This window comes from Shewanella sp. 10N.286.51.B2, assembly GCF_041469265.1.
Lineage (GTDB): Bacteria > Pseudomonadota > Gammaproteobacteria > Enterobacterales > Shewanellaceae > Shewanella.
In genome coordinates this window covers 17,846-44,823 of record NZ_JBFRKH010000026.1, presented here as the reverse complement: position 1 = coordinate 44,823, position 26,978 = coordinate 17,846, and the positions used below count along the sequence as shown (strand labels likewise).

Here is a 26,978-nt window from a genome sequence, read left to right as displayed (position 1 = left end):
GCCAGAGCCAGAGCCAGAGCATAAACCTATTACAGCGGCTTTACCTGCAACAGGTGCATGGGCAAGTGATGCATTTACGGCTTTAGTTTGCCAATATGATGCAAGTGCTGAACTACAGGCCCTGCATCTGAGTTTACTCAGTATTATTAGTCACAGTTACAAGTTACGTAAACAAGCTGATTACTGCCAATACGGCGCAGGTTTGACCCAGCGTTATCAGTTAGCTTATCAACAGTATCGCCAGCAAAACGCCACTGCTGCAGATGATAAAGGCATAGGCTTTATGCAATTATCAACCATGCTCAATGATACTAAGCAATTTGATAAAGCCATTGAAGTCTGTCAGCAGGCCATTGATTATCAATTAACAGATGGAACTGTTACCGGTTTTGAAGGTCGAATTAAGCGTATCGAGAAAGCAAAATCTAAAGCGAGTAATTAAGTGAATTGAATAAGACTAGGTAATTGGCTTTAACCATGATTTAGGTTATTAGGTTTTACCATGATCTAGTACAATGGCACTATCGTATGGAAAAGCGGACTTAGGTTCGCTTTTTTATTGCCCTAAAAGTGTTGGAACTGAATGTAGCTACTGGAATCCTGTAGCTAAATATTGAGATTAAAAGTGCAACTTAGGGTGAAAATAAGCATGCTTAAAGAGGTTTAAATGATGAATCGTAAAATGCGTAATACGCTGTTTTTATTCATGGCTATCATGGGGCTAACCGGCTGTATTCGTACCCCAGAATGGACACTGTTTTATTATGCGGATGAAGCCAAAGCGCCGCAGCAACCCATCAACGCCAAATTTATAGCAGGTTATTACGATACGCTTGAACAATGCCAAGCTAAAGCCAAGGGCATGCTGAGATTAAGCGGCAAAAACAGCCATCCACTGGATGCTAACCAGCTAGAAAATGCCACCGCAATACCGGTTGCCATTGATAAAGGCTATCAATGCAAACAGTTATGCCAAGTCAATGATGACAATGTCATTATCTGTCAATAAAACCTTGCCAGTAGTGAGTTATTAGCCTTCGCCATCAGGCTATTGTAGACCCAAGGAACAGGTTAAATGCAGTTTAAACAGGATTATTTTGAACAACTGGAAGGCTTTTATTCGCAGGTCTATCCATTGCCTATCAGTCAACCCCATTGGCTGGCTTGGAGTGATGACGCCGCCAAATTAATTGGCGCGCAAAGAGGCCAACTTAACGCCCAAGGTGATGATGAATTACTGCTGCAACTGTCAGGTAATCACGCTATGCCTGGGGCAAGTTACTATGCGCAAGTTTACAGTGGCCATCAATTTGGTGGTTATAGCCCACGATTAGGGGACGGGCGCTCAATTATTCTCGGCGAAGCGCAGGCAAACCCTAATGCTACAAGTAAAACAGCTAATAACGCGTCAGCTTGGGATGTGGCCTTAAAAGGGGCTGGGCCAACACCTTATTCTCGCAGTGGTGATGGTCGGGCGGTTATGCGTTCCGCGGTAAGGGAGTTTTTAGCATCCGAGGCCTTGGCGGCATTATCGATTCCGACCACCCGAGCATTAGCGGTGATTGGCTCTGACTTACCGGTATGGCGTGAATCACAAGAAACTGCGGCGATTACAGTGCGTTTAGCCAAAAGCCATATTCGTTTTGGTCACTTTGAGTATTTTTGCCATAGCGACCAAGGTGGTAAAGATAAACTAATTCAGTTACTAAACTTCACCATTAAGCAGCATTACCCGCATTTAACTCAAGATTATCAAGGCTATAAAGCCTGGTTTACCCAAGTAGTAAAAGATACTGCTATTTTAATCGGCCACTGGCAAGCGGTAGGCTTTGCTCATGGGGTACTTAATACTGATAACATGTCGATTCTTGGTGACAGCTTTGATTTTGGCCCATTTGCCTTTTTAGATACTTTTAAAGAAGACTTTATTTGTAATCACTCCGATCCCCAGGGCCGTTATGCCTTTGGTCAGCAACCTGGCATTGGCCTGTGGAACCTGCAACGTTTAGCCCAAGCATTAACGCCCGTCATTGAGTCAGATGATTTAGTGGCTGTGCTGAATACTTATCAAGCTGAGTTAGTGCAGCAATATTTACTGCTCATGCGCGCTAAAATGGGCTTGAGTGTCAGTGAGCAAACCACGGCGCAAGCCCAAGAGCAAGATAAAACCGACTTAGATCTCATTGGCCGATTTTGCCATGTGTTACAGCATAATTTATTGGACTATACCAATACTTTCAGGGCGTTTGGTCAGTTAGACATAACCAGTGTCCACGCCAATATTAGTGATGAGATAATCGATAGACCCAAATTTGACGACTGGTATAAAAGTTATCAGCAGCGGGTTGGAAAGGTTGATGATATTGACCAATGGCAAGCACAGCGTAATAGTGTGAATCCCAAGTATATTTTACGCAACTACTTAGCCCAAGAAGCCATAGTGGCGGTGGAAGAAGGCGACAATAGTAAATTGTTAGAGCTGCATACTCTGTTAACTCAGCCCTATGCTGAGCAACCAGAATTAGACCATTATGCCAATAGACCACCCCAATGGGGACAAGGCTTAATCATGTCTTGTAGTAGCTAGTCAGTCATAGTAACAAGGTATTTAAGCAACTTATTTAAAGGAACATCATGTTATTGCGTTCGGTGCAATTAGATAAAGCCTCGCTGAGCATTTTAATTTCAGCAGAAATAGATTTTGAGCAGTTTGAAGCGTTTGCTGAGCCCTTAGCCTTGGCAATGGATTGTGATATTCGCGATCGCTTATGGGGCGCAGATAGGCACCAATGGCAGCTTAATTTTGAAGGCAGTCAGCTGTGGCTTAACTATGAGTTTTACGGCGATATTTGTTGGATATCAACGGAAGTAGAAGCCGATCTTGAAGTGCTAGAATATTTAATCACCTTGCTACAACCGCTGATCACTGCCAATGCGGTAAAGGATACACATGAATAATGACAATGCTGACAACGACTATCTAGATAATGACGAAGATATCGATAGTCAGGAAAAGTCGGGTAATGTAATAGAACCGGAATCACATCTTAACGATATCGCGCCAAAGGCTAGTGCTGACGAGGCTTGCTTTCATTATCAAGCCTTAACGCCTGATTTAATTCTCGATGCCATTGAGAGTGTTAACATCTATCCTGAAACGGGGTTGCTGGCGTTAAATAGTTACGAAAATCGGGTGTATCAATTTCGCTGCGATCGCGGTAATCGTTATGTGGTGAAGTTTTATCGCCCCCATCGCTGGAGTGATAATCAAATTCAAGAGGAGCATGATTACGCACTCGCGTTAGCTGCTGAAGATATCCCCATTGCAGTACCTGTGATTGTTGAGGGTAAAACCCTGCATGAATTTAAAGGTTATCGTTTTACTTTATTTCCCTCTATTGGTGGCCGCGCATTTGAGGTGGATAACCTTGATCAACTTGAAGCCGTTGGTCGCTTTATTGGCCGGATACATCAATATGCTAGTAAAGAGAGCTTTCAATATCGTGAGCCCTTAAGCTGCCAAATTTTAGGGGATGATGCGCTGCAATATTTACAGCAGTCAGGGCAAGTGCCTGAGGCCATTAGTCAGCAGTTTTTCACTGTCACGCAGCAAGTGTTGGCCAAGGCCAAGTCTGTATTGGCGCAGCATCAATTTCCGACATTACGGCTTCATGGTGATTTGCATCCAGGCAATATTTTATGGACCCCAGATGGCCCAGGTTTTGTTGACTTAGATGATGCTCGCCAAGGACCTGCGGTGCAAGATATTTGGATGATGCTCACTGGTGATAGAGCCCAACGGTTATTACAGCTAGATGTATTACTTGAAGGCTATGAGGAGTTTTGTGATTTTGACCACAAGCAACTTAAGCTGATTGAGCCGCTGCGGGCATTGAGAATGATCCATTACAATGCCTGGCTAACAAAACGCTGGCAAGATCCTGCTTTTCCAAGGAACTTTCCATGGTTTGGTGATATCAAATACTGGGAACAGCAAACATTAGCGTTTAAAGAGCAACTTTCAGCGCTGGATGAAGAGCCATTAAGCTTGATGAGTTTTTAATTGAGTAATTGGCAAACCATAACGTAGATTGTTACAAATGATCCTGATAAGGTCTTGAGCATAAGAGATAATCTACATTATTATAGATTTAGATAAATTAGCGTTAACTATGCTACGGCATAATTGAGATTGCATACTAAAGGAAACAAGATGAAAAAAGCATTATTAATGGCTGCAGCGTTACTATTAGCCCCAATGGCGGCAACCGCAGCAGACTATAAAGAAGGTGTGCACTACACTGTGATTAACGAAGGCCCAGCCACATCAAAGCCTGAAATTACTGAGTTTTTCTCATTCTTTTGCGGGCATTGTTACAGCTTCTCAAAAACTGTAGTACCAAAAATTGAAGCGACCCTTCCAGAAGGTGTGGCTTTTAATCAGGCACACGTTGAGTTTATTGGCGCAGATATGGGCGTAGAAATGTCACGTGCTTTCGCTATTGCTCATCAGCTCAATGTTGAAAAGAAAGTTGAACCAGCTATTTTTGCTGCAATCCATGACAAAAAGCAACGCTTCACCAACTTAAATGATATCCGTATGGTGTTTATTGCTAACGGTGTTGACGGTAAAGATTTTGATGCAGCAGCTAAGTCTTTCATGGTGAATGCGCAAATGTCTAAAATGAAGCGTGATACTCAGAATGCAAAAATTTCTGGTGTGCCTTCGTTAGTGGTTAACGGTAAATACCGTGTTGAGGCAGGTGCGATTAAGTCTTACGATGAGCTATTAGACATCGCTTATTACTTAGCGACAGCTGACAAGTAACATGAGGGTTTAACCTCCCACGTGACAAAAGGAGCCAATGGCTCCTTTTTTTGTATCTTTAATTTATTAGTGGCTGAAAAAGAGCAAAAAAAAACCGCATGTTTTAAAATTTGCATTTTAAAACAGTGCGGTGTTGAGCCAATTGGCTCATTATTTACCCTGAGTAACGAAGTCACTTTACCAAGGTGTCAAAAAAATGGCAAGCGTCATTTTACTGGCTTGTTACGTTTTGTTTACATTGAGTTATTTTGAAGCGGAAAAAGATCGATTTTAATGAAACTCTTTTGCGGTTTTTTTGTCCAAATTTGAGTTGTAAAATGAAATATAGCCAAAGGAGTCTCCATGAGAAGGTTTCCGGTATATGCACCTAAACTCATCGTTAAACATGCGCGAATTTTTTTAACTGGGGTGATTTGGGTAAAAGACTTAGGGTGTTTAGAGTTTAGAAAGGGGCGTTTTTTAATGCCGAAAAAAAGCCTGCCAAAAGTAAAGCAGGCTGTTTCTGAGCTTAACCAAATGCTAGTAGCTCAGCATGTTGAAACTAACACAGTTTAGCTTTCGCTATTGAGTAAGCCGACAAGGCCATTCACTTTATCGTTCCAAGAGTTTAGGTCTTGTTGCAATTGCTGATTAGTCTCAGTCAATTGAGCATTCTTTTGCTTCTCTTCTTCAAGCTCCATTTTTAGTAGCTCTGCATTTTCAAGAGTTGCCTGGATTTTGGCTTCCAGTTGGGACAGTAATTCAAGGCTCATATCGGGAGTCCTAATAGTTTCTGGATGGAATGCTGATTCTAGCAGTGACTGGGGTTTAAGGAATAGCCAAATTCGTTAAGTGGTTAAAAAAAGAACGACTTTGGCTACTATTTTGTAAGCTTTATCCATCTGTCAGTGTGAGTGGCTTGTTTTAAGCTAAAAACCGCCACATCCTGTGCTTTTTCAGTGAAATGATAAAACTTTATTTGTTGCGGTTTACCATGCTTTAACGGCTAATTTTATGGTTTTAATTATTGTGAACTTCGATTGACGCTTAATTGTGCTCCACTTTATCCATTTGCTTGACATTACATCTGATGATTCATAGTCTGCTAGCATTGTTTTTAAGGTGGTAGCAAATGGACATCAAATATAATTTAAAAGCGGCATCGTCGCGTCGTACTGAGCAGTTTAAACCAGAAGGCAATGTAGGCTTTGGTAATCTCAGAACCGATCATATGTTTTTAATGGATTATCGAGATGGCCAGTGGTGTGACCCTCGCATTGAGCCTTATGCGCCGTTTGAAATGGCCCCGGGCGCCATTGCGCTTCATTATGGTCAGTCCATCTTTGAAGGTGCTAAAGCGTTTAAGCATGACGATGGTGAAATCTACACCTTTAGACTGGATAAGAATGCCCAACGTTTAAATACCTCTGCAGATATCTTATGTATTCCTAACCTTGCTGAAGACATTCAACTGCAAGCCATTAATGCGCTTATTGATGTCGATAGGCTGTGGTTTCCAATGCAAGATGGCGCATGTTTATATATTCGGCCTTTTATTTTTGCTACCGAAGATCGTTTATCAGTGAGCCCAAGCTTGAACTTTACTTTCTGCGTGATCTTAAGCCCAAGTGGTGCTTATTACGCTGATGGGGTGAATAAAGCGATTCGATTACTGATCAGTAAAAAATTCCACCGCGCGGTATCAGGCGGCACGGGGGCATCAAAAGCGGCCGGTAATTACGCAGCATCGTTAAGAGCGGGGCAAGCCGCTGCTGAATATGGCGCTGCCCAAGTGTTATATCTTGATGCGAACAACAAGCAGATTGAGGAAGTGGGCGCAATGAACCACTTCCATATCCTCAAAGATGGCACTGTAATTATCCCGACGTTTACTGACACTATCTTAAAGTCCATTACCTCGCAATCTATGCTAGAAATTGGCCATTTATTGGGATGTGAAGTGCGCCAAGAAACCATTATGCTGGACAAATTTATCGCAGATATCGAAGCCGGTGAAATTGTTGAAGCGGGCGGATTTGGTACTGCAGCCGTGGTATCGCCAGTGGGCTCGTACATCTTTGAAGATGGCCGTATTGTTACAGTTGGTGATGGTGAAGTTGGCCCTTGCATCAAGCGTATTTATCAAATATTTACCCAACTGCAAAAAGGTGAGCTTGAAGGACCTGAAGGCTGGGTTAAGCGTGTTGAGCGTGTCGCGCCATAGCTAAACTGAATAAATTCAGACAATAAAAAAGGCTCATTTGAGCCTTTTTTATTGCTTGGAGTATAGGGTTTAGCTGTGTCGATTTTTATTGAATCGCTTTAATGCTATGCTAGTTTTTCCTGCTGGTTATCTAATCTTAGCCTTGCTAAACAGTCCTCAGCAGTCAGTGGTTTACTGAGTAAAAAGCCCTGCACTTGATCGCAGCCTTCATGCTTTAAGAAGTCAAATTGCGCCTCAGTTTCAACGCCTTCTGCCACGACATTGAGTTCAAGGCTGTGGGCCAGAGTAATAATGGCGCTGGTAATAGCGGCATCATCAGGATCATCAATAATATCGCGGACAAATTCTCTATCAACTTTCAAGGTATCGATAGGGAAGCGCTTTAAGTAACTTAAACTTGAGTAACCAGTACCAAAGTCATCAATGGCAATGGTAAGGCCTAGGGCTTTTAGCTGGGCTAATACTGTGACTGAGTCTTGCGGGTTACCCATGATCATCGACTCTGTCAGCTCTAACTCCAGAGCGCTGGCGGGTAACCCTGATACCGCAAGGGCCACTTCAATAGTGGAAATAATATCGGCTTTAAGTTGTCTTGCTGATAAGTTAACAGCCACAGAAATATGCTCAAAGCCTTGTTGATGCCATTCAGCTAATTGATTGCAGGCCTGATCAATGGCCCAATGGCCAATGCCGTTAATCATCCCGGTTTCTTCCGCTAACGGAATAAATTCCACTGGTGAGATAAATCCAAGGGTTTTACTTTCCCAGCGCAGTAGGGCTTCAACGCCAATAATCCGCTTGGTTTTAATGTCAAACTTGGGCTGATATACCAGATACATTTCATTATTTTGAATCGCCTGTTTAAGGCCTGCCTCAAGCTCTACATGACGGGTGGCATATTGGTTTAAATCTTCAGTGTAAAACTGGAAGTTATTACGCCCTAAAGATTTAGCATGGTACATGGCAGTATCTGCATATTTAATTAATGAGGTACTGTCGCTGGCATCATTAGGGTACAAACTAATGCCGATAGAAGGTGATACGGTAATATTTTTATCATCCAATAAGAACGGACTCTTAAAGGCGTTTAATACTTTTTCTGCCACAACAGCAGCAGATTTTATTTTGCTGAGCCCTTCAAGAATAATGGTAAATTCATCGCCACCGAGACGAGCAACAGTATCGCCATCGCGCACCGAGTTTTGCAATCGAATCGCCACCGCTTTTAATAATAAATCCCCCACATGATGACCCATGGAGTCATTAATGTGCTTAAAGCGGTCTAAATCCAAAAAGAATAACGCCACAATATCTTTAGAGCGATGGGCTTTGGTGATCGCCTGATTAAGCCTGTCTTGAAATAGGGTGCGGTTTGGCAAGCTGGTGAGCGGATCGAAATTGGCTAATATGCGTAAGTCTTCTTCGGCTTTTTTACGGGAGGTAATATCAGTAAATACCGCAACAAAGTGGCTCGTTTCACCTTTAGTATCGATGACCTGATTGATCTCCAGCCACGCCAAAATGCTTTTTTTATTTTTAGTGCGGATATTAATCTCACCCGCCCAATGTTTTTTTCGTAACAGCTGTAATTCAACGTTATGATAAAAGGATCGAGACTGTTTACCATAAGCTAAATACAGGAAGTGTTTACCTACAATGGCTTTATGGTCAAAGCCGGTAATACGGCTAAACGCGGGGTTGACCGTGCGAATACGGTAATCCAGTTCGCCAACCACTACGGCTTCATTCATGCTGTGTAACACTTGGCTAGAAAGTTTTAACTCATTTTCAGTTTCTTTTCTGACGGTGATATCTTTATGAGTTCCCGCCATGCGAACCGGTTTATCTTGTTGATCCCACTCAACGACCTTACCGCGATCAATTAACCATATCCATTTACCTGGCTGCTTCTCTACTCGGTATTCTGCCTCAAAAAATTCTGCTTTCCCGGCTAAATGGTCATTTAGCTGTTGAGTCACGCGGGCTTTATCTTCTGGGTGGATATGAGTGATCAGTGCTTGATCGTCATCTGCTACTACCCGTTGTGAGGGCACGGTATTGGTGCGGTAAACTTTATTGTCGCGGATATTCCAGTCCCACATACCGTCGCCAGAAGCCCATAATGCTAGCTTTAAACGTTCTTCTGAAGCGCGGATACTGATTTCAAACTCACGTTGTTTTTCACGCTTTAATTGCTTTAGGTATATGAAAAACGTCATTAGCAACATCATCGCAATGCCATAAACTACGTAAGCGCCTTTACTTAGGTAAAAGGGCGGCACCACAGTAAATTTGATGCTAAAAGGCGGCTCTGTATAGGGATTATCCTCGAGGGTAAAACGCACTAATAGTTCAAATTCTTTGGGGGGTAAGTTGCTAAAGCTGATCTCATTTAATTGATTTAACTCAACCCAATCATCATTGTGACCGACTAATTTGTAACTCAGTTGCTGTAACCCAGGGTAATTAAAATTCAGTGTACTGACAGTAAAACCAATGGTTTTATCAGAGTAGGGCATTTGTAATGCTGGTGGCTGTTGCAAATTTAATAATGGAAAATGCTGCTCACCCAAATGATAACTGGTTAGGGCTATTCTAGTGTTAGGTCTTTTAGCTGGAACCAATAGTGGATTAAATTGATTTATGCCATTAACGCCGCCAAACCACAGCTGGCCATCAGTATCGTTAAATTTAACCCCGCCGTTAAACTCCGCAGCTTGCACTCCATCAAATGGGTTGAAGAACATATACTCTAAACTAGTCGATACTCTGGCGATACCAGAATTGGTACTAAGCCACAGGTTTTGAGCATCGTCTTCTAACATGGCATAAACCGTGTGCTGCTTTAACGGTTCACTTAAGGGCTCAAATTGCAGTTGGTTATTAGTGGTTTCGATAACTTTATCGACGCCGCTATGGGTTGCCATTAATAAGTCACCAGCGGCAGTGACAATAAAATCTCGAATACGATTATCACTGAGTGTGCTAGTGTCGGCTGCTTGGCGACTTTTGAGAATGAGTTCTTGAGTGTCAGGTTTTAGTCTGACTAAGCCTGCCATTGTGCCGAGCCACAGGCTGTTGTTATGGTAAGTAAGGGACAATATTGGGCGCTTACTGGGGACAAATTCAGTCTGAAAATCAAAATTGTATTGATGAATAACCTCTTCACCTGGCAATACAAAATATAAGCCGTAGTTACTAGCAATCCAAAGTCGGCCGCTATCATCTTGAGCAAATTTACGGATCAGCAGCGAGTCTGAAGCGCTATTATCAGCTAAAGGCACAAATGACAGCTGCTGATCTGGCGTTAATTGTGCCAGCCCGTGATTAGTACCAAACCACAGATTACCGTCTTGGGTTTGGGTGATGGCATGTACAGTTAACGGGTACTCTGCTTCATGTACATTAAGGGCCTGAGCAAATAGGTCGTTGTAGTAATAAAAACTACCTTGCTGCTCATCAAATAGTTTTAAGCCTGCGCTTTCAGTGCCAATCCATAAACGCTGCTGATCATCACGAAAAATCGCCCGGATCATATTGGCCATTTTAGGCTTGCTAGGATGGAGTTCGTAAATATGGTTAAAATACACTTGATTGAGGTTAAGCTTATTAATTCCTGAGTAGCGAGTGCCTAACCATAGGTTACCGTCTTCTGCGAGCATGATGCTTTGTAGATTGTCTTCGCTAATAGATTGGCGACTATTGGGATCGTATTTATGGATGCGGCTGCGCCATGTATCACCAATTAAATCCAATTGAATTAACCCAGCGTTTGCGCCAATGGCCCATATTTGTTTATCACCATTGATGACAAAGTCTTTTATTTGATTGTATTTTTTAGTTTGGTTATTGATCCAAATTGTGGTTTGTTCGCCGCTAATCAGATCGTAGCTGATCAGTCGATTGCTAATCGCTAACCACACTGCACTTTTATCATGACTGGTTTTTATACTATTGACCCGCAGGTTGGGTGGGATATCTAAGCGGATAATGTTTTTGCTATCAATGGCGTAAGTGCCACTGGCTTGGGTGCCAACAAAAATATATTTGTCATCGATATTGGCGATACTGGTGATATGAGGATCGATAGCATTATTTAAGCTTATTTTTGCTATTTTATTGGTATGCAGTGATAGGGTGAATAAACCTGATTGAGTCCCTATCCACAAACTATTATCAATTAACGTGAGTTTAGTTAGCTTTAAGTCTGTTAACCCTTGGGCACTCCCAAAATGAGTAAACTCACCATTACTGAGGTTTAAACGGCTGAGTCCTTGGGAAAAGGTTGCCACCCATAAGTCACTATCAGATGATTGCAATATATCGGTAATGTAATTGCCGGCAATACTGGTGGGATTATTACTGTCGTTAACAAACACATCAAATTGAATGCCGTTATAACTGTGTAAGCCATCTTGAGTGCCAACCCATAACATGCCTGAGCTATCTTTGAACAGTTTAGTGACAGAGTTTTGATTTAAGTCGTTAGAGGCTTCAAATTGTTCAAACGCTAACAGGTGATTGTCATTAAGTGGGCTAATTGCATAGACGGAAGCTGACATTGAGGTGAAGAGCACCAAAATGCATAAGCATGTTTTCAAGGCTAAGGAAAAACGTAAATTCAATCTGCACCTGTAATAATTATAATGGGTAAAGAATGATGCCAAATTGCACATTGTTAATTAATATCTAATTTATAAACATGCTTACAACAGGGCGTACCGCTAGTTTATTTGTATATGTTGCCAGCGATTTAAAGTTTTTATTGTTGAATTATAACCATATTACGCGAGTAATATAGTTTTTTTCAAATTACATTTAAGTTTGCTGATTTTATGCTTGTTGAGAAACTGTTGTTGGCTTAACTGTTTTGATGAAGCTTGTTGGTTTAAAAACAAAAAACACGCAATTAAGCGTGTTTTTAGGCTGATTTTAAACAGTACTATTTGGGCGTAGATGTGTCATTAAGGTATTTTTTATAAATACCATCTAACTGCTGATCCTTCTCGAACCAAACTTGGTTTAACCAGCGCTGAAATTCAACTCGGGTTTCAGGATTAGAGAAATAATCTTCAGCATCCACTTTAGGTACTGGCATTTGCTCAATTCTGACCACAATTTTTTTAACACGCCCAGACATGACCTCATACAAAGCGCCTTTCTCTGTGTCAGCATCAGGATAAGCCAAGGTCATGTTAAGTAACCCAGTAAATTGCTCGCCCATTGCCGAAAGGGTAAAGGCAATGCCGCCAGCCTTTGGCCTTAACAAATGTTTATAAGGCGACTGTTGGCGCTTGTGTTTATCTGCAGTAAAACGGCTGCCTTCCACATAATTAATAATTGATGTTGGGAAATGCTTAAATTTTTCACATGCCTTGCGGGTGGTTTGTAAATCTTTACCCTTAAGTTTTGGATTCTTCTTGAGCTTAGCAGGGCTAGTTCGGTTCATGAACGGCATATCTAATGCCCAGCAGCCTAAACCCAGAAAGGGCACAAAGATTAGCTCTTTTTTAAGGAAAAACTTCAACATAGGAATATGGTTACGCAAGATATAGGTTTGCGCTGCAATATCAAAGCCACTGACATGGTTACTGATCAACAAATACCAGCCGCGTTCATCCAGGCCTTCAAGCCCCTCAATATCCCACTCTATTTTAGCAATGAGAAATAAAATACCGCCATTACAGCTTGCCCATGCCCACATAAAGCGGTTCATTAAGCGAGTAAGTGCGTTTCTTGCTGCAACTACAGGAACGACCAGCTTAATGACGCCACCAATACTAATGAGGCCTGCCCATAGTGTGGTATTGATGATCAATAAACTGCTACTAATAAAAAAGATGACTGGACCTGGTAAAAAACCTAGCATGTAGCTAAATACCTCTTATTTGTTTTCTTCAGCCATAAGGCTGATTTTTTTATCTTTTTCTTGCCAAAGTTGATTTAACTGAGACTGAAAATCAATTTTAAACTGCCTATCATTACTATAGTCACCTTTTAAGGTCGCTGGGATATCAGAGATGTGAATATCGACATAAACCTCAGTTAACTCGCCGCAAATATACTCCCAGTAGCTTGGCACTTTATTAGGGTAGTAAATGGTGACATTAACTAACTTGTTGATGTGTTCACCCATAGCATCTAAAGCAAAGGCCATTCCACCGGCTTTGGGCTTCAGCAAGTGCTGAAAAGGCGAAGCTTGCTTTTGGTGTTTTTGCGGATGAAAACGGGTGCCTTCAACGAAATTCATCACGCTGACAGGCTTATGCTTAAATTTGTTGCACGACTTACGGGTAATCTCAATGTCTTTACCTTTAAGTTTTGGGTTCTTTTTCAATTGTGCTGTCGAATAACGACGCATAAAGGGAAAGTCTAACGCCCACCAAGCAAGCCCTAATATGGGAACAAATATGAGCTCTTGTTTTAAAAAAAACTTTAAAAATGGGATCTTACGATTAAAAACACGCTGAAGTACTAAAATATCGACCCATGACTGGTGGTTAGCTATAACCATGTACCATTCTTTTTCAGAAAACTGATCATCACCGCTTAGTTTTATGGTAACGGGATGAAAAATGGCTTCGATAACACCATTAACACTGATCCACGCACTGGCACAGTTATCTAAAATATAACTGCATATTTTACGAATAACATTAATGGGTAATAGTTTGAAAATACTAAAAATTAGAATGGGTGTAACCCAGACGATCGTATTTATGACATAGCAAATAAATGCTATAGATCCTTTAATTTTTGCTAACAGCGGCATCTAGCTCTCCTGTAAATGGAAGCTTATGTTACTCCGTGATAGCCTTCGGCTCAATCCACTGAACAATAATATCGAAACTTTTTGTGATTTTTCAGGTAATCACTCGATATTTTAATGCGTTAGCTATTTATTGTTGGCTCAAACGATTCATTAACCTGTCCATTGCCCTGTAGCCAAGTGCTTGTGCTATATGCCTTCTTTCGGTGGTTTCAGACTGTTGCAAGTCTGCAATGGTGCGTGACACCCGCTGAATTCGATGGAAACTTCTGACGGATAAGCCCAATTGTTGAATACTCTGTTCGAGAAACTCTAAATCGCTTTGGCTCATGGCTAAGTGTTGTTTCAATTGGGTTGGGCTTAACTGGCAATTAATCACGCCTGCACGGCTGAGTTGTTTTTCCCGCGCTAGCTGCACTCGCTTAGCAATGGATTGGCTACTTTCGCCTATTTCTTGGGTTTGCGTTAAGGTGCCTGCAGGCAGTTTAGGGACTTCTATCGTGAGATCGAATCTATCTAAAAATGGCCCTGATAAACGGGATAAGTAACGTTGAATTTGGTCAGGCGTTGCGCGAGAGTTTTCAACATCACCGCAAGGGCTAGGGTTCATCGCCGCGATGAGTTGAAAGCGACTAGAAAAGGTTACTTTAGCGGCAGCCCGCGAGATAACCACTTCACCAGACTCCATTGGCTCACGCAGGCAATCTAATACTTTGCGCGGGAATTCCGCAATTTCATCAAGAAATAAAATGCCTCTATGGGCTAAGGATATTTCCCCAGGTTTTGGCACGCTGCCTCCGCCCACTAAGGATATTGATGAACACGTATGATGTGGCGCTCGAAAAGGCCGCTCTAAAAAGGCTTGGGGTTTAATATTAAGTCCTGCAACCGAATGAATCGCAGCAACATCAATGGCCTCTTCATAGGTAAGCTTGGGCAGTAGCGGGATTATCCGATTGGCCAGCATACTTTTACCTGTACCGGGCGGACCAATAAATAGGGTGTTGTGACCACCTGCCGCTGCGATTTCCAGCCCTTGCTTAGCTTGGTATTGACCAATCACTTCGCTGAGGCAGAGTGCGTTTTCTGCTAAAGGTTCTTCAAACCATTCCAATTGCTGATCAACCAGTGGTAATTTTGCTTGGCCGTGCATAAAGGCTGCGAGGTTTTGCAAGTGAGCGACTAAGTGGGTTTGCGGGTAACCCACTAACTCTGCTTCATGGCGGTTATCTAAAGGGATGAATAATTCATGCTGTTGATTTTTAGCGGCAATAATAGCGGGCAGAATACCAATGCAGGGCCTTACTTGTCCTGACAAGGCTAGCTCACCAATAAACTCACATTGGGCTAACTGGGTATTAGGAATTTGCCCCGAGGCGGCCAAAATACCAATGGCGATAGGCAAATCATAACGGCCACCTTGCTTGGGTAAATCAGCTGGAGCCAAATTGACCGTTATTCGCTGCATGGGGAATTCAAAACCAGCGTTTATTAAGGCACTACGAACTCGCTCTCTGGCTTCTTTTACTGAGGTTTCAGGTAACCCCACTAAATTAAACGCAGGCAAACCATTACTAAGATGTACTTCGACAGTGACTTTAGGCGCTTCTACGCCGCAACAAGCGCGGGTGTTTACACAGGCAATAGCCATTAACAAATCCTTTTGTTTTGTGTGCTGGAATTTAGTAACTATTTAGTTAGTTTTTAAGCTTTCTAAGTGTAGCAGCTAAAATCAACAGTGCGATTTTAGCTGCTGTTGATATTTGAGAGGCTTAAATAACTTCAAGAAAGGCTTTTAAAATAGGTTCTTGAGTGCGTTTTTCTTTGCAGCAACAACCTAATTGAAAGGGGGCGATATCTTGTGGTGATTCAAGCCGCTGTAAGCGTTCTCGCACTGGGCTATTTTCGACTACCACATCAGGACTAATACTGACGCCACAGCCCAAGGCCACCATCGAGGTTATTGCCTCTTGCCCCGAGACTTGCGCATAAATATTTGGCTTGAAGCCCATGGCTTTAAACCAATTATCAGCGCGGCGTCTGCCAGGCCCATGGTCGGGGACAATAAAAGGCAGCTGCGCCCAGTCTATGGGTTGTTGCTTAATCATGCTTTGGGCTTGGCATTTTATGGTGGGCGCATATAGATGCAGCGGCACTTGGCCGATTTCTTCAAAATGTAGGCTTGCTGGCAATGAGTCTGGTAAGGCGATAATGGCAACATCGGCGCGATTATGTTGGATCTCTGCTACTGCATTGGCCGCATCCCCCGTGTTCAAGGTAATTTCCACATGAGGGTGCTCACGTCTAAAGCGGTCAAGCAATGCAGGTAGGTGACTGTATGCGGCAGTGACTGAGCAATATAAGTTGATACGACCGTGAAGTAAGGGCTGCTCGGGGTCAATGCGGCTTTTCAAACTTAACCACTCAGCTAAGGTGTGTTCGGCAAATTGCTTAAATTCATTGCCCGCATGGGTAATGCTGACACTGCGATTGTCCCGCTCAAACAATTTACAACCCACTTCTTCTTCAAGGCGCTGCAATGCGCGGCTTAATGTTGACGGGCTCACATGGGTTTGCTGGGCTGTTTTGCCAAAATGCAGGCTGTCGCATAAGTGTAAATACAGTTTTAATGCACGAATATCCATGTTGTAGCCTTAATAAAATCAGTGTCTTGAAATCAATTTGTTCAGATATGCGGGATATATCAATAACGTTGCAAAAAGTGAAACGTAGTGTGCCGAATATATCATTTTGAGCAATCATGAGCTTACGCTATAGTGATCTCAATCACAACTTCTGGATAGTTTGGCTGCCAGAATGGAGTGTCTCAAATTTCTGAATTAAAGGTGGTATCTCAGATGGCTAACTATTTTAACTCTCTGAATTTACGTCAACAATTAGCTCAATTAGCACAATGCCGCTTTATGGATCGTACTGAGTTTAGCGACGGTTGTAGTTTTATTAAAGATTGGAATATCGTGATCTTAGGTTGTGGGGCACAAGGCCTAAACCAAGGTCTGAATATGCGTGACTCAGGCTTGAATATCTCTTTTGCATTACGTCCGCAAGCGATTGCTGAGAAACGTGCATCATGGAAGCAAGCAACTGATAACGGTTTTAAAGTAGGCACTTTCGAAGAGCTTGTTCCTGCTGCTGATTTAGTGCTTAACCTAACACCTGATAAACAGCATTCAAATGTTGTTAATGCAGTAATGCCATTGATGAAAGAAGGTGCCACATTATCTTACTCTCACGGTTTTAATATCGTTGAAGAAGGTATGCAGATTCGTTCTGATATCACTGTTGTTATGGTTGCGCCTAAGTGTCCAGGTACTGAAGTACGTGAAGAATACAAACGCGGTTTTGGTGTCCCAACACTGATTGCGGTTCACCCTGAAAATGACCCGAAAGGTGATGGCCTTGCCATTGCTAAAGCTTATGCAAGTGCAACTGGTGGCGACCGAGCGGGTGTTTTATTGTCATCATTCATTGCAGAAGTTAAGTCTGACTTAATGGGCGAGCAAACAATCCTTTGTGGCATGTTGCAAACCGGCGCCATTCTTGGTTATGAAAAAATGGTCGCTGATGGTGTTGAGCCAGGTTATGCAAGTAAGTTAATTCAGCAAGGATGGGAAACTGTCACTGAAGCACTTAAGCATGGCGGCATCACTAACATGATGGATCGTTTATCAAACCCTGCCAAAGTGAAGGCGTTTGAAGTTGCTGAAGAGTTGAAAGAAATTCTTCAACCATTATTTGAAAAGCACATGGATGACATTATTAGTGGTGAGTTCTCTCGCACTATGATGGCAGATTGGGCCAATGACGATGCAAACTTACTTCGTTGGAGAGCAGAAACCAACGAAACAGCATTCGAAAATTCACCAGTATCAGATGAACACATCGATGAGCAAACGTATTTTGACCAAGGTATCTTCTTAGTTGCCATGATCAAAGCCGGTGTAGAGCTAGCGTTCGATACCATGGTTGCAGCAGGTATTATTGAAGAGTCGGCTTATTACGAATCACTACATGAAACGCCATTGATTGCTAACACCATTGCACGCAAACGTTTATATGAAATGAACGTAGTTATTTCAGATACTGCTGAATACGGTTGTTACTTGTTTAACCATGCAGCAGTGCCGCTATTACGTGACTACGTAAAAGCAATGTCACCAGAGTTATTAGGTGCTGGTTTAGCTGCGGGTTCAAATAGCGTTGATAACAAGCGCTTAATTGAAGTGAATGAAGCGATTCGTCATACCGATGTTGAGTTTATCGGTGCAGAATTACGCGGTTACATGACTGATATGAAAGGTATTGTTGAAGCTAACTAATTTTTGTTGATTGTGTTGTGAAGTACCTGTTCAGCTACGTTTTCGGGCAGGCATCAAACTTTTGTAAAGTTAAAACTTGCATAAAGTAGAAACAATCAATCAAAAGCTTAGGCTGGTTATCACGGATTTGTGTTGACCATCATAGCTTTAGATTTTGTTGTTGTTTGCATTGTCTCGGCAGGGAAGCTGAATTTTTTTTGACAACACAATTTTATGTTGTGTTTATAAATCGCTTTATGGTACTCCTATAAAGGATGAATTATAAACAGTCTGGCAAAGTGCGAGACCTTATAGCAACATTAACAAATATTTTTTAAGACATTTTTAGGATTCAGTCATTTATGTTTAACCAAGCTGCCCAGCTCATTATTGTGATTATTACCGTCGTGATTATTAAATCACCGCGGGGGTGGAGTTTGGCAAAAAGACTGAGTTAGAAAGTCAACATTTGCAAAAACCCCCGCTCCGAAAGGAACGGGGGTTTTTTAGTTTTAGGGCTGCAAATACTGGGCACATTAACAATACAGAGCGTGAGAGATGCATATGGAATCAGGGCAAAAAATGAGAGGCGCGGACGCAGTCATTAAAGTATTGGCCGCACATGGTGCAACCACAGTATTTGGTTACCCAGGTGGCGCTATTATGCCAATTTATGATGCTCTGTATGGTAGCCCTGTTACCCACCTGCTGAGTCGCCATGAGCAAGGCGCTGCATTTGCCGCTGTGGGTTATGCTAGAGCCAGCGGTAAAACGGGAGTCTGTTTTGCCACATCAGGCCCAGGTGCGACTAATTTAATCACCTCGCTTGCTGATGCATTACTGGATTCTGTGCCTTTGGTGGCGATTACAGGCCAAGTTTCAACGGCAGTGATTGGCACCGATGCTTTTCAAGAAATTGATGTTCTTGGTATGTCATTATCGTGCACCAAACACAGCTTTATGGTGACGGATATCAATGAGCTTATCCCGACACTTTATAAAGCCTTTGAAATTGCCGCATCTGGCAGACCCGGCCCTGTGTTAGTTGATATTCCCAAAGATATCCAAATAGCTGAGCTTGAATACAAAACTCCAATACTCAGCTTTACTGAAGAACCCGCAGCTGAGCTAAGCGCGATAGATGCTGCTAAAGCTCTAATACAACGTGCTAAAAAGCCTATTTTGTATGTTGGCGGCGGCGTAGGCATGGCGGGCGCAGTTGATCATTTGCGTCAATTTATCAATGAAACGGGTATGCCTTCAGTGGCGACCTTAAAAGGTCTTGGCAGTATTGAACATGGCTGCAAAGGTTACTTAGGTATGCTCGGTATGCATGGTGGTAAAGCGGCAAACTTAGCCGTGCAAGCCTGTGATTTATTGATTGTCGTTGGCGCAAGATTTGATGATCGGGTCACCGGGCGATTAGCCACCTTTGCTCAAGATGCCAAAGTGCTGCACCTTGATATCGATATCGCAGAAATCAATAAGCTCCGCCAAGCTGATGTATCAATTTCAGCAGATTTAAGACAGGTGTTACCCGCGTTATCAATGCCGCTTTCCTTAGCGCCATGGCAGCAAGAAATTGAAGATTTATATCAGCAACACCAATGGGATTATCAACATCCGGGTGAATTGATTTATGCCCCAGCAATGTTACGCCGTCTAGCAAACAAATTACCAGAAGACAGTGTTGTCAGCTGCGATGTGGGCCAACACCAAATGTGGGTGGCACAGCATATGTGGTTTCGCCGCCCTGAAGATCATTTATCCAGTGCAGGTCTTGGCACTATGGGCTTTGGTTTACCCGCTGCTATTGGCGCACAAGTGGCGCGTCCAAATGCCACAGTGGTGACGGTATCTGGTGATGGTTCATTTATGATGAACGTTCAAGAGCTCACCACAATTAAGCGCCGCAAATTGCCGGTAAAAATATTACTGATTGATAATCAAAAATTGGGCATGGTTAAGCAGTGGCAACAACTGTTTTTTGAACAACGTTATAGCGAAACCGATTTATCAGATAACCCAGACTTTGTGTTAATGGCGTCGGCATTTGATATTCCTGGCAGAACTATTCATCACGCCGATCAAGTCGAAGCCGCACTCGATGAAATGTTAAATACCCCAGGACCTTTCATGCTACACGTAGCCATTGATGATGCGTTTAACGTGTGGCCATTGGTTCCGCCAGGGGCCTGTAATAGCGACATGATGGATCAAATGGAGAAACAAACATGATGCATTCAGTTGAATTAACCTTACACAACCAGCCAGAAGTGCTGGAACGAGTGCTAAGAGTGACCCGTCATCGTGGTTTTAGCATTATCAATATGAATATGCAGCTCAACGAAGCAGGTAGCGTCACGCTGCATTTTGATGTCAAAAGTGAGCGAGTGATTGAATTGCTTACCCATCAATTAAATAAACTCATTGATGTCATCGATTGCCAAGCAGTGACTGTGCCTGCCGCTATCGATGTTAATTCACCAATATTCGCAGCAGCTAGTCAAAAGACGATCGCGCAAGCGTAAATAATTTCATCGATATAGATTAAGGGACAGACTATGGCAGCGACACAATCAGAACTTATATGGTTTAACGGTGAAATTATGCCTTGGCAAGATGCTAAGGTACACGTGATGACACATGCAATACACTATGGCTCTTCAGTATTTGAAGGCATACGCATTTATGGCACTCACCTAGGCCCAGCTGGTTTTAGGTTAACCGACCATATACAAAGGTTATTTGATTCAGCCAAAATTTATCGAATGAATGTGCCTTTTAGCTTTGAGCAAGTCATGCAAGCTTGTAATGATACTGTGGTAAAAAATAACTTACCCAGCGCCTATATTCGTCCATTAATATTTATGGGTGATGTGGGGATGGGGATCACCCCGCCAGCGGATGCACAATGTGATATGGTCGTAGCGGCTTTTTCATGGGGTGCGTATCTGGGCGAAGAGAGTATGGATGCAGGTGTTGATGTTGCCGTGACATCATGGCAACGCTTGGCACCTAATACGATTCCTACTGGAGCTAAAGCGGGCGGTAATTATTTATCATCACAGCTCATCTCGACAGAAGCCAAACGTAATGGCTTTGACGAAGGTATCGCATTAGATACCAACGGTTTAGTTAGCGAGGGCGCAGGGGCTAACTTATTTATTGTTAAAAATGGCAAAATATATACCCCGCCAGCGACAGCTGCCATCTTAAAAGGCATTACCCGTGACACGATTATGGTGTTAGCCAAAGAGCTAGGTTACGAAGTGATTGAAGAAGCGATGGCGCGGGAATTTTTATATGTTGCTGACGAAATCTTCATGACCGGCACCGCCGCTGAAATTGTGCCGGTAAGAAGTGTCGACCGCATTGAGGTTGGCGCTGGAAAACGTGGCCCTGTGACACAACAAATACAACAAAGCTTCTTTGGTTTATTTACCGGAGAGACAGAAGATAAGTGGGGCTGGCTAGAGCCGCTAACTCAATAGCCTTGAGCTTAATAAGCAGCCTTGAGCTAAATCAAGAGTTATGAGCTAAATAAACAGCTTCAATCCATTTAAAATAATTATAAATTAAACGACTATTACAATTTGAATCAGTTTACTTTCAATGGTTACCGCATCATGTAAATGACTCAAATAAAATGGTTAAAGCAGTATTACAAGGAAAGGATAAGAAAATGCCTAAACTACGCTCAGCAACCAGTACCGAAGGTCGTAACATGGCTGGCGCACGTGCCCTTTGGCGTGCAACAGGTGTAAAAGAAACTGACTTTGGTAAGCCAATTATTGCCATCTCGAACTCGTTTACTCAGTTCGTACCAGGCCATGTGCATTTAAAAGATATGGGCCAATTGGTTGCTGGCGCAATTGAAGAAGCAGGTGGTATTGCCAAAGAATTTAACACCATCGCCGTCGATGATGGTATCGCCATGGGTCATGGCGGCATGCTTTATAGCTTGCCATCACGTGAGCTGATTGCTGACAGCGTTGAATACATGGTTAATGCCCATTGTGCAGACGCGCTAGTGTGTATTTCTAACTGCGATAAAATTACTCCTGGCATGTTGATGGCAGCGCTAAGGCTCAATATCCCAGTGATATTTGTCTCTGGCGGGCCAATGGAAGCGGGCAAAACCAAGCTTTCAGATAAAATTATCAAACTTGACTTAGTCGATGCCATGGTAGCTGGCGCTGATACCAATGTCAGTGATAAAGACAGTAAGCAGATTGAACGTAGTGCATGCCCAACATGTGGTTCTTGTTCAGGAATGTTTACCGCCAACTCTATGAACTGCTTAACAGAAGCTTTAGGTTTATCACTACCTGGTAATGGCTCGTTATTAGCGACTCATGCTGCGCGTCGTAACTTATTTTTAGAAGCAGGTACGCGCATCATGGATCTCGCCACCCGCTATTATCGTGATGACGATGCCAGTGTTTTGCCGCGCAATATTGCCTCTTTTAAAGCCTTTGAAAATGCCATGGCGCTAGATATTGCCATGGGTGGTTCATCAAATACCGTATTGCATCTTATTGCTGCAGCACAAGAAGGTGAAGTGGACTTCACTATGGCTGATATCGATAGAATGTCGCGTATGGTGCCGCACCTTTGTAAAGTCGCGCCTTCAACGCCAAAGTACCATATGGAAGATGTTCATCGTGCTGGTGGGGTGATGGGTATTCTAGGTGAGCTAGATAGAGCTGGCTTACTGCATAGTGACGTTCCCCATGTGGCAGCGGATAATGGCGGCAATTTAAAATCAGTATTGGCTAAATATGATATTGCCCAAACCCAAGATGCAGCTGTACGACGCTTTTATAGTGCAGGACCTGCAGGCATTCCAACACAAACTGCCTTTAGCCAAGATTGCTATTGGGACAGTGTCGATGAAGATCGCCAACAAGGCTGTATTCGTACCCGTGAAAATGCCTTTAGCCAAGAAGGCGGCCTAGCGGTACTTTCAGGCAATGTGGCTGAAAATGGCTGTATTGTCAAAACGGCCGGTGTTGATGAGGAAAACCTGACCTTTGTGGGTACAGCGCGCATTTATGAAAGCCAAGATGATGCCGTAGCAGGTATTTTAGGTGGTGAAGTGGTTGCTGGTGAAGTGGTGGTTATTCGCTACGAAGGCCCTAAAGGCGGCCCTGGTATGCAAGAAATGCTTTATCCAACCACTTACCTTAAATCTCGCGGTTTAGGTAAGGCATGTGCATTGATCACCGATGGCCGTTTCTCTGGTGGTACCTCAGGATTATCAATTGGTCATATTTCACCAGAAGCAGCTGCTGGTGGCACCATCGCACTGGTAGAAAATGGTGATACCATTGAAATCGATATTCCTTCACGTTCAATCAAATTAGCCGTTGCAGATAGTGAACTTGAGCGTCGCCGCGCTGCTATGGAAGCAAAGGGGCCACTTGCATGGAAGCCAGTATCTCGTGAGCGTTACGTATCTTTGGCACTTAAAGCTTATGCATTATTAGCCACCAGTGCCGATAAAGGTGCTGTGCGCGATCGCAGTAAATTAGAAGGTTAATCCATGCAATCCTTGGCATCAGCAACGCAACTGGAGTTAACGCCCATGCCCTTAGCTCAGCAATATTTACAGAAGATCCTATTGTCGTCTGTGTATGACGTCGCCAAAGTAACGCCGCTATCGAGCATGAAAAAGCTATCGGCACGCTTTGGCTGTGACGTGTATTTAAAACGTGAAGACATGCAGCCAGTGCATTCTTTTAAGTTGCGTGGTGCCTATAATCGTATTGCGCAGCTAACCCCTGAGCAAGCTGCTGCAGGTGTGGTATGCGCCTCTGCAGGTAATCACGCCCAAGGGGTGGCAATGTCGGCGGCAAGCGTTGGCATTAGTGCGGTGATTGTGATGCCGACGACAACCCCCGAAATTAAAATCGATGCGGTAAAGCGCTTAGGTGGCAATGTGCTGCTCCACGGTCAGGCATTTGATCAAGCCAATGATTACGCCAAAGCCTTATCTGAAACCGAAGGCCGAGTGTATATTGCCCCTTTTGATGATGAAGCGGTGATCGCAGGTCAAGGCACCATAGCTCAAGAAATGCTGCAACAGCAGCGTGATATTGATGTGGTGTTTGTGCCTGTAGGCGGCGGTGGTTTAATTGCAGGCATTGCGGCTTATTATAAAGCGGTTATGCCACAGGTTAAAATTATTGGCGTAGAGCCTGAAGATGCTGCTTGTTTAAAAGCGGCATTAGCTGCGGGCGAGCCAGTAACACTAAGTCAAGTGGGTTTATTTGCTGATGGCGTCGCGGTTAAGCGTATTGGTGAAGAGCCATTTAGAGTCGCCAAAGACTATGTTGACGATGTCATTACCGTTACCTCAGACGAAATCTGCGCCGCAGTAAAAGACATTTTTGAAGACACCCGCGCCATTGCTGAACCTGCAGGGGCGTTATCAACCGCGGGGATGAAAAAGTATCTACAGCATGTGGCCAATGACGCCGATAAGCCGTTAAAAGTGGCTTCGATTTTGTCTGGTGCTAATGTCAATTTTCATAGCTTGCGTTATGTCTCTGAGCGCTGCGAGCTAGGCGAGCAAAAAGAAGCTATTTTAGCGGTTAAAGTCCCTGAGCGTCCGGGGATATTTTTACGCTTTTGTGAGCTGTTAGATAAACGCGCCATGACTGAGTTTAATTATCGTTTCTCCAGCCGTGATAAAGCGGTGGTGTTTGCAGGTATTCGCCTGTCAAATGGCCAAGCTGAGCTTGATGATATTATCGCAAATCTAGAAAGCGATGGCTTTGAAGTACAAGATTTGTCCCATGATGAAACCGCCAAGCTACATGTGCGTTATATGGTCGGTGGTCACCCGCCTGAGCCATTGGATGAACGCTTATTCAGCTTTGAGTTTCCTGAGCATCCAGGGGCGTTATTTAAGTTTTTAACTACCCTGCAAAGCCAATGGAATATCAGTCTATTCCATTATCGTAACCACGGCGCCGCTTACGGTCGTGTGTTAGCAGGTTTTGAAGTGCCCGCCAGTGACGGCGAAGCGTTTCAGCAATTTTTAACTGAGCTTGGTTTTGTTTATCAAGAAGAAACCCAAAGTCCAGCCTATCAGCTGTTTTTAAATACGGCTCAATAATAGCAGTCTGAGCATTTTCAGCCGAGTGTTAGCATATAGCAGAGCATGACAATAAATTTCATGCAGATAGCGATTTTGTGGTTATCTGTGTGTTATTGTCTCAGTCGCCTGTTAACGGTGGCCACAAACGAAATTATATTCGGTGGCATAAAAACAATTAAAAATGTAGGTTTCATTGAGCTATTACTAACTAGACCTCGAGCCAAGGAGACTTTGATGTTATCTGTTTCGTCAAATGCTGTTTCAAAAATTAGTGCCTTTAATCCACCTCGCCGCACCCTTATGGGGCCAGGGCCTTCAGATGTCTATCCTGAAGTGCTTGCTGCGCAAGCAAAACCCACCATTGGTCATTTAGACCCTTTATTCGTCGCCATGATGGATGAGCTAAAAGCGCTGATTCAATATGCATTTCAAACTGAAAATGAAATGACCCTAGCTGTGTCTGCGCCCGGTAGCGCTGGTATGGAAACCTGTTTTGTCAACCTGGTTGAGCCAGGTGAAAAAGTCATCGTCTGTCGTAACGGGGTGTTTGGCGAGCGTATGCGCCAGAATGTTGAGCGCGTTGGCGCGACTGCGATTGTGGTTGATAACGAATGGGGCGAACCTGTTTCAGTATCCGCAGTTGAAGCAGCGCTGCAAGCCAACCCTGATGCCAAATTCTTAGCCTTTGTCCATGCTGAAACCTCTACTGGCGCAGTATCTGATGCTAAAAGCTTATGCGCATTAGCGCAGCAACATGATTGCTTAAGCATTGTCGATGCGGTGACATCACTGGGCGGCGTTGAGTTACGAGTGGATGATTGGGGCATTGATGCCATCTATTCAGGTAGCCAAAAGTGTTTATCATGCGTGCCTGGGATTTCGCCAGTGTCTTTTTCAGCCAAAGCGGTTGAGAAATTAAAGCAACGTAAAACACCTGTTCAAAGTTGGTTCCTCGATCAAACCTTGGTAATGGGTTATTGGGGTAGTAAAGATAGTGGCGCAAAACGCAGCTATCATCATACCGCGCCTGTAAATGCCCTTTATGCACTGCATGAGTCATTACGTATTTTGGCCAATGAAGGCTTAGAAAACGCATGGCAACGTCATGCTGATATGCATCAGTTACTGCGTGCCGGCCTTGAAAAACTAGGGCTTACTTTTGTTGTTGATGAAGCGTGCCGTTTACCACAACTCAATGCGGTGTTTATCCCAGAAGGTGTTGATGACGCTGCAGTGCGTAAACAGTTGCTGGAAAACTATAATTTAGAAATCGGTGCGGGCCTTGGGGCATTAGCGGGTAAAGCCTGGCGCATTGGTTTGATGGGCTACGGCGCTAGACGCGAAAATGTTGCCTTGTGTTTACGTGCTTTAGAAGAAGCGCTGAACTAAGCAGGCTGATGTAAATGTTATATAAAAATGGCATCCAATTGGATGCCATTTTTATTGCTTTTTAGCCATGGTGATGGCTGAAAATACCAGCGATTTTCTACTCAGCTGAGAACTTTTTCTCTAATTCATCCACTTGGGCTTGCAGTGCTTCAAGCTTTTCACGGGTTTTTAATAACACGTGTTGCTGAACTTCAAACTCTTCGCGAGAGACCACATCTAATTTCATTAATTGGTTTTGTAGAATTTGCTTTGAACGTTCTTCAAATTCACCGGCAAATTGCTTTACGCCACTAGGAAGATTATCACTCAGTTGCTTGGCAACTTCTTCAAGTTTTTTAGGATTAATCATTATCAATTCCATA

The 26,978-nt window shown here is 43.3% G+C and carries 21 protein-coding genes and 1 pseudogene; 15 read left to right on the top strand and 7 right to left on the bottom strand.

Annotated elements, in window-relative coordinates:
- The 7 genes and pseudogenes from AB4140_RS07760 to AB4140_RS07730 all read left to right on the top strand — a co-directional run.
- Positions 1 to 442 (top strand): annotated as a pseudogene (locus AB4140_RS07760) (hypothetical protein); the annotation flags it as partial.
- 225 nt (positions 443 to 667) lie between these two features.
- Positions 668 to 1,009: a hypothetical protein gene (locus AB4140_RS07755; protein WP_102475785.1), complete on the top strand. Its 342-nt coding sequence runs from the start codon at positions 668 to 670 to the stop codon at positions 1,007 to 1,009.
- 66 nt (positions 1,010 to 1,075) lie between these two features.
- Positions 1,076 to 2,587: a YdiU family protein gene (locus AB4140_RS07750; protein WP_102440082.1), complete on the top strand. Its 1,512-nt coding sequence runs from the start codon at positions 1,076 to 1,078 to the stop codon at positions 2,585 to 2,587.
- Between the two features lie 47 nt (positions 2,588 to 2,634).
- Positions 2,635 to 2,958: a DUF3630 family protein gene (locus tag AB4140_RS07745; RefSeq protein ID WP_102440081.1), complete on the top strand. Its 324-nt coding sequence runs from the start codon at positions 2,635 to 2,637 to the stop codon at positions 2,956 to 2,958.
- Positions 2,951 to 4,063, top strand: a complete 1,113-nt coding sequence (locus AB4140_RS07740) for a serine/threonine protein kinase (protein ID WP_102440080.1) — start codon at positions 2,951 to 2,953, stop codon at positions 4,061 to 4,063. Before AB4140_RS07745 ends, AB4140_RS07740 begins: the two co-directional genes overlap by 8 nt.
- A gap of 150 nt (positions 4,064 to 4,213) precedes the next feature.
- On the top strand, positions 4,214 to 4,828 hold the full coding sequence (locus AB4140_RS07735; protein ID WP_372000446.1) for a thiol:disulfide interchange protein DsbA/DsbL: 615 nt from the start codon (positions 4,214 to 4,216) through the stop codon (positions 4,826 to 4,828).
- A 342-nt stretch (positions 4,829 to 5,170) separates the two neighbouring features.
- The gene (locus tag AB4140_RS07730) at positions 5,171 to 5,383 is read left to right on the top strand and encodes a DUF1107 domain-containing protein (protein WP_102440077.1); all 213 of its coding nucleotides are present in this window, start codon (positions 5,171 to 5,173) and stop codon (positions 5,381 to 5,383) included.
- Here the strand turns inward: AB4140_RS07730 and zapB are convergent.
- Positions 5,380 to 5,580, bottom strand: coding sequence for a cell division protein ZapB (gene zapB / locus AB4140_RS07725; RefSeq protein ID WP_055026159.1), 201 nt, complete (start codon positions 5,578 to 5,580; stop codon positions 5,380 to 5,382). The two genes, AB4140_RS07730 and zapB, sit on opposite strands and share 4 nt — an antisense overlap.
- 359 nt (positions 5,581 to 5,939) lie before the next feature.
- Between zapB and AB4140_RS07720 the strand changes: the two genes are divergently transcribed.
- Positions 5,940 to 7,031, top strand: a complete 1,092-nt coding sequence (locus AB4140_RS07720) for a branched-chain amino acid aminotransferase (RefSeq protein WP_102440076.1) — start codon at positions 5,940 to 5,942, stop codon at positions 7,029 to 7,031.
- A 104-nt stretch (positions 7,032 to 7,135) separates the two neighbouring features.
- Here AB4140_RS07720 and AB4140_RS07715 read toward each other — a convergent pair whose 3' ends face one another.
- The 5 genes from AB4140_RS07715 to ilvY form a co-directional block, all read right to left on the bottom strand.
- Positions 7,136 to 11,593 carry an EAL domain-containing protein gene (locus AB4140_RS07715; RefSeq protein WP_372000444.1) on the bottom strand — a complete coding sequence of 1,486 codons (4,458 nt, stop codon included), beginning with the start codon at positions 11,591 to 11,593 and terminating at the stop codon, positions 7,136 to 7,138.
- A gap of 380 nt (positions 11,594 to 11,973) precedes the next feature.
- Positions 11,974 to 12,900, bottom strand: coding sequence for an acyltransferase (locus tag AB4140_RS07710; RefSeq protein ID WP_102440074.1), 927 nt, complete (start codon positions 12,898 to 12,900; stop codon positions 11,974 to 11,976).
- Between the two features lie 15 nt (positions 12,901 to 12,915).
- Positions 12,916 to 13,803, bottom strand: a complete 888-nt coding sequence (locus AB4140_RS07705; RefSeq protein WP_372000442.1) for an acyltransferase — start codon at positions 13,801 to 13,803, stop codon at positions 12,916 to 12,918.
- Between the two features lie 127 nt (positions 13,804 to 13,930).
- Positions 13,931 to 15,451, bottom strand: coding sequence for a YifB family Mg chelatase-like AAA ATPase (locus tag AB4140_RS07700; protein WP_102440072.1), 1,521 nt, complete (start codon positions 15,449 to 15,451; stop codon positions 13,931 to 13,933).
- A 121-nt stretch (positions 15,452 to 15,572) separates the two neighbouring features.
- A complete protein-coding gene (gene ilvY / locus AB4140_RS07695; protein WP_102440071.1) occupies positions 15,573 to 16,445 on the bottom strand; it encodes an HTH-type transcriptional activator IlvY in 873 nt (290 codons plus the stop codon).
- A 213-nt stretch (positions 16,446 to 16,658) separates the two neighbouring features.
- Between ilvY and ilvC the strand changes: the two genes are divergently transcribed.
- The 7 genes from ilvC to AB4140_RS07660 all read left to right on the top strand — a co-directional run bounded on the left by ilvC (position 16,659) and on the right by AB4140_RS07660 (position 26,616).
- Entirely contained in the window at positions 16,659 to 18,140 is a 1,482-nt protein-coding gene (gene ilvC / locus AB4140_RS07690) for a ketol-acid reductoisomerase (protein ID WP_102475781.1), read from the top strand.
- A 543-nt stretch (positions 18,141 to 18,683) separates the two neighbouring features.
- Positions 18,684 to 20,357 (top strand): acetolactate synthase 2 catalytic subunit, encoded by a 1,674-nt coding sequence (gene ilvG, locus AB4140_RS07685; RefSeq protein ID WP_102475780.1) that lies wholly within the window; start codon positions 18,684 to 18,686, stop codon positions 20,355 to 20,357.
- The gene (gene ilvM, locus AB4140_RS07680) at positions 20,354 to 20,650 is read left to right on the top strand and encodes an acetolactate synthase 2 small subunit (protein WP_372000439.1); all 297 of its coding nucleotides are present in this window, start codon (positions 20,354 to 20,356) and stop codon (positions 20,648 to 20,650) included. The genes ilvG and ilvM overlap by 4 nt, the downstream gene beginning before the upstream one ends.
- A 33-nt stretch (positions 20,651 to 20,683) precedes the next feature.
- The gene (locus AB4140_RS07675) at positions 20,684 to 21,613 is read left to right on the top strand and encodes a branched-chain amino acid transaminase (protein WP_372000437.1); all 930 of its coding nucleotides are present in this window, start codon (positions 20,684 to 20,686) and stop codon (positions 21,611 to 21,613) included.
- A 191-nt stretch (positions 21,614 to 21,804) separates the two neighbouring features.
- The gene (gene ilvD / locus AB4140_RS07670) at positions 21,805 to 23,664 is read left to right on the top strand and encodes a dihydroxy-acid dehydratase (protein ID WP_372000435.1); all 1,860 of its coding nucleotides are present in this window, start codon (positions 21,805 to 21,807) and stop codon (positions 23,662 to 23,664) included.
- Positions 23,665 to 23,667: 3 nt separating this feature from the next.
- Positions 23,668 to 25,245: a threonine ammonia-lyase, biosynthetic gene (ilvA, locus tag AB4140_RS07665; protein WP_372000433.1), complete on the top strand. Its 1,578-nt coding sequence runs from the start codon at positions 23,668 to 23,670 to the stop codon at positions 25,243 to 25,245.
- Positions 25,246 to 25,461: 216 nt separating this feature from the next.
- The gene (locus AB4140_RS07660) at positions 25,462 to 26,616 is read left to right on the top strand and encodes an alanine--glyoxylate aminotransferase family protein (protein ID WP_102475776.1); all 1,155 of its coding nucleotides are present in this window, start codon (positions 25,462 to 25,464) and stop codon (positions 26,614 to 26,616) included.
- A gap of 97 nt (positions 26,617 to 26,713) precedes the next feature.
- Here the strand turns inward: AB4140_RS07660 and ubiK are convergent, their stop codons facing one another.
- The gene (gene ubiK / locus AB4140_RS07655; RefSeq protein WP_076541888.1) at positions 26,714 to 26,965 is read right to left on the bottom strand and encodes a ubiquinone biosynthesis accessory factor UbiK; all 252 of its coding nucleotides are present in this window, start codon (positions 26,963 to 26,965) and stop codon (positions 26,714 to 26,716) included.
- Positions 26,966 to 26,978 lie beyond the last annotated feature (13 nt).